The organism is Nostoc sp. MG11, assembly GCF_014904695.1.
GTDB lineage: Bacteria > Cyanobacteriota > Cyanobacteriia > Cyanobacteriales > Nostocaceae > Komarekiella.
In genome coordinates this window covers 14,573-27,156 of the sequence record NZ_JACXXN010000018.1, presented here as the reverse complement: position 1 = coordinate 27,156, position 12,584 = coordinate 14,573, and the positions used below count along the sequence as shown (strand labels likewise).

The window sequence follows — 12,584 nt, the reverse complement described above, 5'->3', positions numbered from 1 at the left end:
GGGCGGCAATGCAAAAACTCCTTTTTAATGACAGAGATAGCTTTAAAGCGCAGGCCCTATTCCTTGGTGAGGAGATTAACCTACAGACATTAGAGAAGTACGTCTGTTTGGCAACTATGCCACTAATGGTTACAGTCGGTGAACACGGTTGTGCGGTGCTGCTGGGCTATGGTGCAGTTATCCTGTTTAACCTTGAGCCTGTGGAAAAGGTAGTTTTCTTGACCGAACTATCCTCTCAAGTTAGCGAATCTTTTGCTAACCCGGAGACGGAAAAAGTGGAAGTTCAGCTCAACACAGCACAGAGTGAGCGAGTTAAGGAGGGAAAAATTTTGCTGCATGAATTTAGTGTAGAACGCTTGCAGATTGTGGCTGATATTCTCGCTAAGAGTGTTGTGCTGTCTCATTATGAGACTAGTTTAGCAACTGTATTTGATCAAATTGAACCGTTTGCAGCTAGTCTCCAGCGTGAAAATAGGAGCAGACGCCAGAGTCGGGAATTACTGCGTCAACTTGGCACTACCCTGTTAGTTCAACATAAGATTGTGGGTCGAGTAGAGATTATCGATAAGCCGGAGTTACTTTGGGAATCTCCACAGCTAGAAAACTTATATCTGCGCTTGGAGGATGAATACGAAATTCGTGAACGTCACAATGCTTTGGAACGCAAACTAGAGCTAATTTCCCAAACCGCACAAACGGTACTGGAGTTCATGCAGCATAGCAGTAGCCAGCGAGTAGAGTGGTATGTAGTGATTCTGATTGTGGTAGAGATTCTATTGTCATTGTATGACATCATTTTCAAAGGCTAAAGCGAAATAGGAAAACGAGAACTTGGAAGAATCTGCCCATGCTGTTTGGAATATCCGCTTGATCTCACCTCGGTCTAAAAGCTCATGAATAATTAATCCAGTTTCAATGGTCTTGCCAATACATGCATCATCGGCTATGAGTAGTTTTACCGTTTCTAACTTCAGTGCCATCAATAAAGGAACTAACTGGTAAGGACGGGGATGCAGTGATAACCGTCCTAAACAGCGAAAATTTTATTAGTCCGAGAAATTCACACCTACAGCACTATCTAGATTTGCTAGTGTAGGGATAATGGAAATAGTACTGCTGATGGTGGCGTGGTTTCATAACATCTGTCAGGCAGCAAATCTCAACCAAAAGTAAGATTAAGAGAAAGAATTATGACGGCGTTTGAACCTAACAGCATCCGCTCTTATAGCCAAGAAGATGTGCAGCAAATTCTGCAATTGGCGATCGCCCGTCAAGCAGATGATAAAGACACAGAATTTTCTTATGAGCATCTTTTGGAAATTGCAACTGAGTTAGAAATTTCCCCAGAGTCCCTAAAACTAGCAGAACGCGACTGGGTAGTCCAACAAGGGCAAGTGCAAAAGCGAAAAGCCTTTGACGCCTTCCGCATCAGAAGATTTAAGAAGCGTCTCGGCAATTATACAATTGTCAATGGTTTTTTGATGCTGCTCGATTTGCTCACTAGCGGAGGTCTTGTTTGGTCGTTGTATATTTTGCTGTTCAGCGGCTTGCCAGTAGGACTCGATGCCTGGAATACTTTTCAAACTAAGGGTGAAGAGTACGAAATAGCATTCCAGAAATGGAACCGCAATCATCAGATTAAACAAACTATCAATACAGTTTTGAATAAATGCTTCAAGGCGTTGCAAGCTTAGTTAATTAGCGTAGGCGTAGCCCAACCCAGGCATTGCCCTGGAAATAAAAAACCCCGTAGTCAAACCGGGGTAAAATTCGCCGCAAAATTTTTACGACTCCACCAAATTGAATTTAGGAAACACAGGAATTATCAGGATTAGGATAAATAATACCTTGATTACCGAAGTATTATTTCTATCTTTATAGGTATATAGGTTCTATCAATAGTCTGAGGATGTCAACTATTTGGGGTTTCTACACCTTCTCTTTCACTGACGGCACAATATTTAATTTATATAAATTTGTATCAATTACTCTAAGTACTTCAAAGTCTTCTTCCGGTAAAGGGTAACTACCACCAAAACCTGCACTGACAGCAGGTTGCTTTTCTAAGAAGGAAAAAGCTTGACGAAACTGATGCGGCGCTGCTTTAATTGGTGAGTCAAAGTGGCAAGGAACAATCCACTGGAAGTCCCAACTTGCCACTTGATCAGCCCAATCGATGGTTTCTCGTGGTGCTCGGTTAAGAATGAGGGTCTGTAAAATTGGTGCTACAAATAAACGCCCACCCCCTTGCAGTGCATAGAATGATTGCTGCCAGTTTTCTCGCCATTTAAAGGGAAACAACCCAAAATAGGCTCTATTTGAGCGTTCCGGTGCTTTCAGGGCATCGCGAAAGACCTGACCCCATTCACTGATCTCCAGGGTGCTTGGTTGAAAATACAAAGCAAATAGTGAAATACGCTGCCATCCTTTACGGCGGTTTGCCGGAATGTCTGCAACGATATCAGCAGCTTTATCCTTGGCATGAAACAGCAAGGGATATGGATCTAACTGCACGATCGCAGGCGGATCTTCTGGTATAGAAATTACTGAGTCTGTTACTAGTAATGTGTGCGATCGCTTGTGGAAGAATGCAACCTCTGCAAACTTACCTGGCCCCAGGTCGATGGGGCCCAGCATTGCATAGTCAAACTGGTCTGCAAAAGGAGTTTTAGTACTGTCTTGTGGGAGTACCTGAGTACGCTTAGGAGGTAAGCCAAGCCAGCTAAGTGGCAGATTTAACGGGAAACTCCACTGATTGGGAGCGACAAAGACCTGTGCATTGGGAAAACATCTGGCAAAGGGGCCGACGAAGACTTTGTGTTCTAGACCAGAAATAGTTGGTAGGATGATGTACCTGACGTTGCCGTGTTTTGCTACCAACTCATTGACGAGGCGGATACACTCTGGGGTAGGTGCAACAGGTGCATAGACGAAAAGACCCCCATCATCTAGCTTTACAACGGTCATCCGAATCGGCACAACAACGTAGAAGATGCCTTGAAGTTGGTCAAAAGTCCAGATTGTGTCTTTAACTACTTCTTTGCGGATTGTCCGTCGTTTGCCATACGGGTAGAGTGGCAAAACGGGCCATAGTTGCCATGAAAAATCTCTGGAATGAACCTGTTCTATATTATCTGCGCGTTCATCATCAGCCACTCCGCGACCCCCTCCAAATTCCCAATGCTCAAATTGTTTTTATTCGTCCATGAAGTTGGAGTTTAGCAAATTGTAGAGCCAATAACCGACCTTGTATCAAAACTCTATGCCATGACTGATTGTCTGTGGTACGCTTTGTGATCGCCACAAAGGTTTTATGAGTGTAATCTAGATTGGTGGCGGGTTTTGACGGATTTGCTCTGGTGAAAGACTAGACATATTGAAAGCTTTCCAGTCTTTTGTAACGTACTTAAACTTGCCAATAGCTATATCACCGATTGTATCCCGTTCGCTCCACTCAGAATTTAAGTCAGGCCAGTAATCACCACCCATACTCAGCAAATAGCGAGCTTGAGAGCGATCGTCCTGTCCTCCAGTATTGTCAAGTCCCAGCCTGGCTTGAACAGTGGTAAACATACCTGCCACGTCGTAAGGATTAATTTTAACCCGGCCAGTTGTACACCAGAAGTGAAAGTTATATCCATCGCCTGCTTTTGCCGAAATACTACCATCCTGCTCGTAACGGATATCTGCGGATTTGTTAGTATCATTAGCAAAATCTTCTTTATAAGCAGCCCCTTCAACTGCTGTTGAACTTTGGAGAAGATGCCATTTATTATCTATCTTACTGAGCATATAAGCCTTGATATCTTTTATCTGAACCCTGGTATTAGTAGCAGGATTCTCTTCAGCAGCTTCGTATAGTTGCCCCCATGCCATCATGGCTTTAGAACCTTGTGGATCGTTCCCCATACCTATACGAGGAGCAGATGCCCAGCTAAAACTCTTTGGAACACCATGCGGCATTCCCTCATGAAGCGGTTCCATATCATCGATGATAGTTGCAATCAAATTGTTTGTCATCGGAGTCTGTGCATCCACTCTAAAGCTAAAACAACAGCAAAGAGCAACGAAAAAGATTGAAAGAAGTACAGACAATTTTTTGATTCGCATATCACTCCTCTTTATTCTTCTCTGGGAGAATAACATAAATATTGGTTCATTTAGTATAGGTGTAGCTATTTTTATATCTCCCCGGCTGCGATCGCATAGCGGTATCTTTTGCCCAACAGTCCTTTGAGAATAGCTGTATTATAGATACGGTGAAGGCTTGCGGTATTAGCAAGCCTCCGTAACATCCGTGCCATTGCTTTTGTTGATGAGAGAGTTTATTTAGTTTGAAAGATATTTTGTACCATTTTTTTATCTGTACTTGCGGCCGCTTGATCCAACTCTGCAATCTCACTAGAGTTCAAATACCAACCCAACGCCCCAATATTATCCCTTGCCTGGTTTATGGTCTTCGCTCCAGGGATAGGAATAGTTCCTTTACAGATGCACCAGTTAATTGCTACCTGTGACATAGACTTATTTCTGGATTGTGCAACTTCTCGTAAACATGCTAAAAGCGATCGCATTCCTGGCAATAACTGCCTAAACAGTAGACCTCGAATACCTTTAGGAAAAGGGCCTTTTTCTGAGAATTTTCCTGTCAACAAGCCCAATGCTAAAGGGCTGTAGGCAATCAGTTGTATTCCTAGTTGATCACAAACGTCTTTGAGATGTAGCTGTGTGACAGGATACGTAGATAACAGCGAGTACTGGACTTGCAAGGTAGCAATTGGGACTCCTCGCTCAGCAAACTTGTGATGTACGTGTTTGAGGCGTTTAGGGCCGTAATTAGATAGTCCCACTCCTTTAACTAACCCTTGCTCATAAAGATCTGCAAGACCATCTAACAGCCCTCTTTCTTGCCACGGGGCATAGTTCGCTGTTGACCAGTGCATCTGCACCAAATCTACATTTCTTCCCAAGCGCTGGGCAGAAGCCTTACAGGCCTGCACCATTGATTGGCGTGTCCATCTCCACGGGTAAGCAGCAAGCTTGGTAGCAATGCAAATATTTTTTTGGCCTGTACCGACGTATTCCCGATCAAATCGTCCCAGAAGTAGCTCACTGCGACCATTTAATTTCCCAGTTCCATAAGAATCGCCTGTATCAAATAAAGTGACGCCGTTGCTCACACAAAGGTTAAAGACAGCTTGCAACTGGTCATCCATGCTTTCGTTGTATCCCCAGAGCAATTGGTTGCCCCAAGCCCAAGTTCCGCAGCCCATACTTGGGAGGGAAAGTTTTTCGAGAGTCTGCATCTTTGCGCGTCTATAGATTGCTTTAATAATTTTAAAAGCTATTCTTAACACTAGAAATGGTAAGCGATCGCTTAATCTTCACTTCCCAGATTAATTCCACGCCAACTAGTTTTTAACCAGTTTACAAGAGATTCAATTCTATCTACTTTTAGTTTTAATAATGTATTTATAAACAACTCATTTTCTCTAATATTATTCTGGAGTTGATTATGGGAACCAGCAAAATCATCCCCAGTTTTCCATATAAATTTTTTAATGGTTTCATCCCATTGGCGATGAAATAAACGACGAGTCCGCTTAGTTGTGTTTAAAGCATAATCTAACTTTTCTGAAAATATATGATTTTGATTAATTACTAGAGAATAAGTATAAATTGTTTTATCAAATATAGTTCTTAACTCAAATTTTGTTGGAGTGTGGACAGAGACACTATCCAATTTGAAAGGGTCTAGTTTTGCATATTTAAAGATTCTCTGGATTTTTACTGCTTCCTGTGTGCCTTGAGTCATCATGAGCAATAAATAATTGAGAGCTTGGATAACATTACTCTTGCCCGATGCGTTAGCTCCAAAAATTGCCAGGACAGGTAAAAGCTCAATATCCCACCCTTCAACATGATATCCAGATGCAATTTCATGATCTGACTTCACCCGTTTGCGTTTGCTGCTTTGGCTTGTTTGACGATCGCTTTGTTTTTGAGCAACTGCACTTAGGGTTACAGGTTCTTTAATTGAGCGGTAGTTTTCGACGGTAAAGTCTACAAGCATAATTCAAGGCGTACAAAGCATTTATGTGTGATTTATTCACGTAAATTTTATCGTGAAGGTAAGCAAACCTCCACTTTTACCACAACTTGTCATATTAACTAGCAGCCAGTAGAAGCTTTCACCAGCAAATTATTACGCTCTAATACACGCAATAATCCAAAGATCATGACAAGAGTATTAGATCGACAATAGGAGTATAAGTAGTCTAACCAAGGCAGGTATGGGGCAATGGTGCGATTAAAACCGTGGCAATGGGTAGTCTTAGCAATCCCGATCGCTTTCATCATCACTTTCTTATTAATATCGGCAGGATCACAAATCCATGCATGGGGTATTAGTTGGATCTGGGGTGTGTTCACGCTTGTATTTGTGGGTTGGCGTTGGTTACTGGTGAAATGGACTCAACCCGCGGTTAATCAAGTGGAATCTGTATTGGCTGAAGTCCGCGAAGAACTGGAATCAACAGCGGAAGATAGAGTTATGCCAACAGCAGGAAGCGACGTGACAAAGCAAGCAGAAGTCGCCCTACAAGAGATTGTGAAAGCTGCACAAAGCGATCGCCCAATTTGGGAAGACTGGCAAACCTTCTGGACACGATGTCAGGATTTGGTTGTGGCGATCGCCCGGATCTACAATCCTGAAGTTCAATATCCTCTATTGAATATCTACGTTCCCCAAGCTTATGGGCTAATTCGGGGAACGGTGGATGATCTCGATCAATGGATGCAGAAGTTATCCCCTATGTTGAATCAGGTAACGGTTGGACAAGCATACCAAGCTTATGAAGTCTACCGGAAGTTGGAGCCATCCGCTCGGAAATTCTGGCGAGTTTGGAACTGGGCCCAGTGGCTCTTAAATCCTGCGGCGGCGGTGGCAAAACAAGCCAGCCAAGGTTACAGTAACCGCGCAACTCAGGAATTGTTGGTGAATTTAAGCCAATTGCTCCGGGAAGCTGCTTTGCGGAACTTATGTCAGCAGGCGATCGCTCTCTACGGACGTAGTAAACTGCCTTCAGCATCCGTTGCTACATCAACTCTACCCAAGGCAAAAACCCAAGCACTCCGAGACATCCTCACTCAAGCAGAACCAACTGAGGCGGTTGAGCAAAAACCCGTCAATATTCTGTTGGTGGGACGCACCGGGTCAGGAAAAAGCAGCCTGATTAATACACTGTTCCAAGCTGAACTCGCAGCCGTTGATGTTTTACCTAGTACTGATCGGATTCAGAATTACCACTGGCAGACACAAGGCGGGGAAACACTAACGCTTTGGGATACCCCTGGTTATGAACAAGCAAACCGTACCGATTTACGAAAGCTGGTGCTTGATTATGCCACAAATGCAGATTTACTGCTGCTCGTCACCCCGGCCCTTGATCCTGCCCTGCAAATGGATGTAGACTTTCTCCAAGACATGAGAGCGGAAGTTGCAGATTTACCTGGAATCGCGATCGTTACTCAAGTAGATCGCCTGCGCCCCATCCGAGAGTGGCAACCACCTTATGATTGGGAATGGGGCAATCGTCCAAAAGAAATTGCTATTCGGGAAGCTACCGAATATCGCGCTAAACTACTGGGTAAATTCTGTAATTTAGTTTTGCCCGTCGTCACAGGTGATACTCAAACAGGTCGAGTCGCTTGGGGAGCAGAAGCCCTATCTTTGGGACTAGTGGAAGCGATCGCACCAACCAAGCAACTCCGTCTTACCCGCTTTTTGCGTAACCTCGAAGTCCGTACCGTCGCTGCTGCCAAAATCATTGACCACTACACCTTTCAGATGGCGACAACACAGGGACTAACAGCACTGCTCAAAAGTCCTGTCCTCCAATTCGTTTCTACGCTGTCAACCGGATCTCCAGCTCTGGCTTATCTGCTGGCTGAGCAAATTCCCGTAGAACAGTTGCCTATTGTGATTGGTAAACTCCAGATGGCGTATGAGCTTTTCTCACTCTTAAATACTAGCAATGCTAACCCGCTCAACTTTGAGTTGCTATCCCTCTGGCCGCTGCTATTGGAAAATCCTTCTTCACCCGACCGCAACGCCTGGGCATTTGGCCACGCCCTAGTAGAGTACTGGACTCAAAATCTCACAGTTGAACAACTTCGAGAGCGGTTTAAATACTATCTCCAACAGGTTTAACTCAGGGTGTAGGCGTGAGTGCCGGAGACTGTAACAATAGTCATTGTAACTACGTTGAGTCATACTTAACCGTGAACGCACCTACCAACATCTCAGCACAAACTCAAACTCGCAAGGCGGATCATATTCGGATCTGTCTAGAAGAAGATGTTCAGTGCCATGAAATCACCAATGGACTGGAACGCTATCGTTTTACCCATTCTTGCTTGCCCGAATTAAACCACAACGATATTGATACCAGTACGACTTTTCTAGGAAAACACCTTGGCGCACCCCTGTTAATTTCTTCCATGACTGGAGGAACGGAACAAGCGGGAATAATTAACCAACGTTTGGCCCAAGTTGCACAACACTACAAAATTGCAATGGGTGTCGGTTCCCAACGAGTAGCAGTAGAAAAACCCCAAGTGGCTGATACTTTTGCTATCCGCAAGTATGCTCCTGATGTTCTGTTATTTGCGAATTTGGGCGCTGTGCAACTTAACTACAAGTATGGTTTAGATGAATGTTTGCGGGTTGTCGATATCGTAGAGGCTGATGCATTGATTTTGCACCTCAATCCGTTGCAAGAATATATTCAACCCAGAGGCGATACTAATTTTCGGGGATTACTGGACAAAATTTCTAACTTATGCAATAAACTACAAGTGCCAGTGATTGCTAAAGAAGTGGGGAATGGCATCTCAGCGGTAATGGCAGAGAAACTCATTGCCGCCGGGGTGACAGCAATTGATGTGGCTGGTGCGGGTGGTACTTCTTGGGCAAAAGTGGAAAGCGAGCGAGCAGAAAATGCTCTGCAACGCCGCTTGGGAAGGACGTTTGCCGATTGGGGTTTGCCGACGGCAGAGTGCATTACAAGTATTCGAGCGATCGCCCCTAATATACCCTTGATTGCTTCGGGGGGATTACGTCATGGGCTAGATGTAGCAGTGGCGATCGCCCTAGGAGCAGATATAGCTGGTTTGGCAATGCCTTTCCTCAAAGCAGCAGCAGTATCAGAAGCAGCCGTTTCCGATCTAGCTGAGGTACTAATCGCTGAAATCACCACAGTTTTATTCTGCACTGGCAACAACAGCTTGTATCAGTTAAAGCACTCTGGGAGTTTACAGCGCATAGAATAGGATAAGTAGGTCTTAGTCATTAGTCATTTGTCTTTTGTCCCTGGAGTTCTGAGCGGAGGAAATCTGTCTTCAAAAGTCCAGAGTCTCTTTCAGAGACGCTGCGCGTAGCTTGCTTCCCGGTACGGGTACGGAGCAAACTCCGCTCCGGCTTTTCCCTCCGCTCAGGCTTCTCTGTTTGTCATTTGTCTAATGATTCTTGACTCTTGACTCTTGATTCTTGACTCTTGACTCTTGACTAATGCGTAATTTTCTTAAACAAACTTTTGCTAGTTTAGTTGGCAGCTTCCTAGGACTGATTATTTTCTCTGGTCTGGGAACTACTGGACTGCTATTGTTACTTGTAGCTGCCACTTCCTCTAAAAATGTTGGACCAGAAGTCAAAGATAAGTCAGTGCTGGTTTTTGACTTATCGATGAAAATCACCGATGGCGCACCCAGTTCCAACGAAATACTTCAGAACACACTATCAGGTGTAGAAGATAAAAGGATGACACTCCGCAAAGTTCTGGAAACTCTGGAGAAAGCCCGGCGCGATCCGCGAATTGTTGGTATTTATTTAGATGCAACACGCACAAGAGAAGCTAGTAGCGTCGGCTATGCATCTCTTAAAGAAGTCCGTCAAGCTTTGGAGAAATTCCGAACTGCGGGAAAAAAGATTGTGGCTTATGGTGGCAACTGGAGTGAACAGGAATATTATGTGAGTTCGGTGGCAAATACCATCGTACTTAACCCTGTGGGACTAATGGAAGTCAACGGTTTGAGTAGCCAACCGATTTTCTTAACGGGAGCATTGGAAAAGTATGGTGTTGGCGTTCAGGTCGTGCGGGTAGGAAAATTTAAGGGAGCAATAGAACCGTTAATTCTCACAAAACTGAGTCCAGAAAACCGTGAACAAACGCAAAAATTGTTAGATGATGTTTGGGGAGAGTGGCGCACGGCTGTGGGAACAAGTCGTAAAATTAACCCCCAACAATTGCAAGCGATCGCCGATAATCAGGCAGTACTGGAAGCAACGGAAGCCAAAACCAGCGGTTTGATAGATCAAGTAGCATACGTTGATCAAGTAGTAGCTGACCTCAAACAATTGACAGCTAGTAAAAAGGAAGACAAAACATTCCGACAAATTAATCTGGATGACTACGCACAAGTGACCGGCAAATTGTTAGGTGTAGAACGCAACTCGAAAAATAAAATTGCTGTTGTTTATGCTGAGGGTGAAATTGTCGATGGTAGAGGTGAAACTGGCGAAGTAGGAGGCGATCGCTTTGCAAAAATCTTTAACAAACTGCGACAAGAGAATGATGTCAAGGCAGTAATTCTGCGGATTAATAGCCCTGGTGGTAGTGCTACCGCCGCTGAAATCATGCAGCGAGAAGTCCGGTTGACTCGTGAAGTAAAACCAGTTGTAGTATCGATGGGTGATGTCGCCGCCTCTGGTGGTTACTGGATTGCCAGCGACTCTAATCGGATTTTTGCCGAACCAAATACAATTACAGGTTCAATTGGTGTGTTTGGGGTGCTGTTAAATGGTCAAAAGCTGGCGAACGATAATGGTATTACCTGGGATTCGGTGAAAACCGCCCGCTATGCTGATAGCCAAACAGTTTCTCGCCCAAAATCGCCCCAAGAGTTGGCCCTTTACCAGCGCAGTGTTAACCGTATTTATAGTATGTTTTTAAATAAAGTTTCTCAAGGTCGGAAACTGCCAGAACAAAAAGTAGCAGAAATTGCTCAAGGACGAGTTTGGTCAGGTATGGCGGCTAAAGAAATTGGTTTGGTGGATGAAATTGGCGGCTTAAATGCTGCGATCAAATACGCTGCTAAGCAGGCGAATCTAGGTAACGATTGGGAATTACAAGAGTACCCACGAGTTAGCAGTTTTGAAGAACGCTTTTTCGGGCGAGCAACTCAAGAGGTGCAGGCTGCTTTGGGACTTGAAGAGGCAAAACTCAAACAATCCAATCCCCTCACCGCTGAATTTGACAAACTGCAACAAGAAATTGGGATTCTGCAAAAGATGAACGATCCACAGGGAGTTTATGCCCGTTTGCCTTTCAACATTAAAATTGAGTAGTTGCAACGATCACTAAAGACTAGGAAATAGCCTCTTGATTTCCTAGTCTTTATTACAGGATGAAGTAAACCAACTCTCTGTAAACGGAGTTTATTATAGCTATTTAACCTGAGTTCGGGTTTGCCTAATTCTGATTTATTGCTTGGATTCAGTCATTTAATTAACCTGGATTCGAGCTAGAGTTTCAATTCATCATTCCATCCAAATCGGGCATCTTCTCAGAGAAGAACTGCACAACCTTTAGCCCCAAATGAGACGATCGCTGTTATTTTATCTGGATCACATATACATTAGCCAGATTATGATAGTAATAATATCTGTGCATCTATCCGCAGCCATTCAACTGCTCATTTCACCTCTAGCCCCAATCAAGTCATGTCAGTTGCCCAAGAATTAGAACCGACAAAAGATATAATATTTCCACCAGGAGATATAGAAAGTCACGAACCACCATTGGAAAGCGATTTACATCTACGCCAGATTATTCTGTTATTACAATGCTTAGAATTGTGGTGGCAAAACCGCAATGACTTTTATGCTGCGGGAAATTTGACAATTTACTACAGCCAACGTCAACTGAAATCAGAAGAATTCCGGGGGCCAGACTTTTTTGTGGTGCGAGGATGCGAACGCAAACCACGCAAAAGTTGGGTGATTTGGCAAGAAGATGGTAAGTATCCGAATATCATTGTTGAGTTGCTTTCGCCTTCTACAAAAGCTACTGACAAAAGCTTAAAAAAACAAATCTACCAAGACATATTTCGCACACTAGAGTATTTTTGGTTTGACCCACATAATTTAGAATTTTTAGGGTTTCATTTAGTAGACGGGAATTACCAACCAATAGAACCAAACTCTCAAGGTTGGTTATGGAGTCAGCAGTTAGATTTATACTTAGGTGTGCATGAGAATCAATTACGCTATTTTACGGCACAAGGACAGTTATTGCCGACACCAGAAGAATTAGCTGAACAAGAAAAACAACGTGCTGAACAAGAAAAACAGCGTGCTGAACAAGAAAAACAGCGTGCTGAACAGGAAAAACAGCGTGCTGAACAGGAAAAACAACGTGCTGAACAGGAAAAACAACGTGCTGAACAGGAAAAACAACGTGCTGAACGGCTAGCCGCTAAGTTGCGAGAATTAAATATTGATCCCGATCATCTATGAAAATTGA

Annotated in this window: 12 protein-coding genes; 6 read left to right on the top strand and 6 right to left on the bottom strand. The window is 43.8% G+C overall.

What is annotated here, in order from left to right; all coding sequences use genetic code 11:
- Window positions 1-8 precede the first annotated feature (8 nt).
- On the top strand, window positions 9-809 hold the full coding sequence (locus HCR01_RS22495) for an RMD1 family protein (protein WP_193198334.1): 801 nt from the start codon (window positions 9-11) through the stop codon (window positions 807-809).
- Here HCR01_RS22495 and HCR01_RS38970 read toward each other — a convergent pair.
- Window positions 780-980, bottom strand: coding sequence for a hypothetical protein (locus HCR01_RS38970; RefSeq protein WP_226889549.1), 201 nt, complete (start codon window positions 978-980; stop codon window positions 780-782). The genes HCR01_RS22495 and HCR01_RS38970 overlap by 30 nt on opposite strands.
- A gap of 210 nt (window positions 981-1,190) precedes the next feature.
- Between HCR01_RS38970 and HCR01_RS22485 the strand changes: the two genes are divergently transcribed.
- The gene (locus HCR01_RS22485) at window positions 1,191-1,694 is read left to right on the top strand and encodes a 2TM domain-containing protein (protein ID WP_193198333.1); all 504 of its coding nucleotides are present in this window, start codon (window positions 1,191-1,193) and stop codon (window positions 1,692-1,694) included.
- 235 nt (window positions 1,695-1,929) lie between these two features.
- On the opposite strand, the gene HCR01_RS22480 is transcribed toward HCR01_RS22485, so the two are convergent.
- The 5 genes from HCR01_RS22480 to HCR01_RS22465 form a co-directional block, all read right to left on the bottom strand.
- Window positions 1,930-3,156 (bottom strand): DUF4336 domain-containing protein, encoded by a 1,227-nt coding sequence (locus HCR01_RS22480; RefSeq protein WP_193198332.1) that lies wholly within the window; start codon window positions 3,154-3,156, stop codon window positions 1,930-1,932.
- 168 nt (window positions 3,157-3,324) lie between these two features.
- A complete protein-coding gene (locus tag HCR01_RS22475; protein ID WP_193198331.1) occupies window positions 3,325-4,020 on the bottom strand; it encodes a hypothetical protein in 696 nt (231 codons plus the stop codon).
- 161 nt (window positions 4,021-4,181) lie between these two features.
- A complete protein-coding gene (locus HCR01_RS40100; RefSeq protein ID WP_264299935.1) occupies window positions 4,182-4,304 on the bottom strand; it encodes a hypothetical protein in 123 nt (40 codons plus the stop codon).
- Window positions 4,305-4,325: 21 nt separating this feature from the next.
- Window positions 4,326-5,306, bottom strand: coding sequence for an aldo/keto reductase (locus HCR01_RS22470; protein ID WP_193198330.1), 981 nt, complete (start codon window positions 5,304-5,306; stop codon window positions 4,326-4,328).
- Window positions 5,307-5,377: 71 nt separating this feature from the next.
- Window positions 5,378-6,073 (bottom strand): AAA family ATPase, encoded by a 696-nt coding sequence (locus HCR01_RS22465; RefSeq protein WP_226889548.1) that lies wholly within the window; start codon window positions 6,071-6,073, stop codon window positions 5,378-5,380.
- 228 nt (window positions 6,074-6,301) lie between these two features.
- On the opposite strand from HCR01_RS22465, the gene HCR01_RS22460 reads away from it, so the two are divergent.
- From HCR01_RS22460 to HCR01_RS22445, 4 genes are all read left to right on the top strand, one after another.
- A complete protein-coding gene (locus HCR01_RS22460; RefSeq protein WP_193198329.1) occupies window positions 6,302-8,212 on the top strand; it encodes a GTPase family protein in 1,911 nt (636 codons plus the stop codon).
- Window positions 8,213-8,283: 71 nt separating this feature from the next.
- Window positions 8,284-9,333, top strand: coding sequence for a type 2 isopentenyl-diphosphate Delta-isomerase (fni, locus tag HCR01_RS22455; RefSeq protein WP_193198328.1), 1,050 nt, complete (start codon window positions 8,284-8,286; stop codon window positions 9,331-9,333).
- A 238-nt stretch (window positions 9,334-9,571) separates the two neighbouring features.
- Complete coding sequence (gene sppA / locus HCR01_RS22450; protein WP_193198327.1) at window positions 9,572-11,407, top strand: signal peptide peptidase SppA; 1,836 nt, start codon at window positions 9,572-9,574, stop codon at window positions 11,405-11,407.
- 375 nt (window positions 11,408-11,782) lie between these two features.
- Window positions 11,783-12,577 carry a Uma2 family endonuclease gene (locus HCR01_RS22445; protein WP_193198326.1) on the top strand — a complete coding sequence of 265 codons (795 nt, stop codon included), beginning with the start codon at window positions 11,783-11,785 and terminating at the stop codon, window positions 12,575-12,577.
- Window positions 12,578-12,584: the final 7 nt, after the last annotated feature.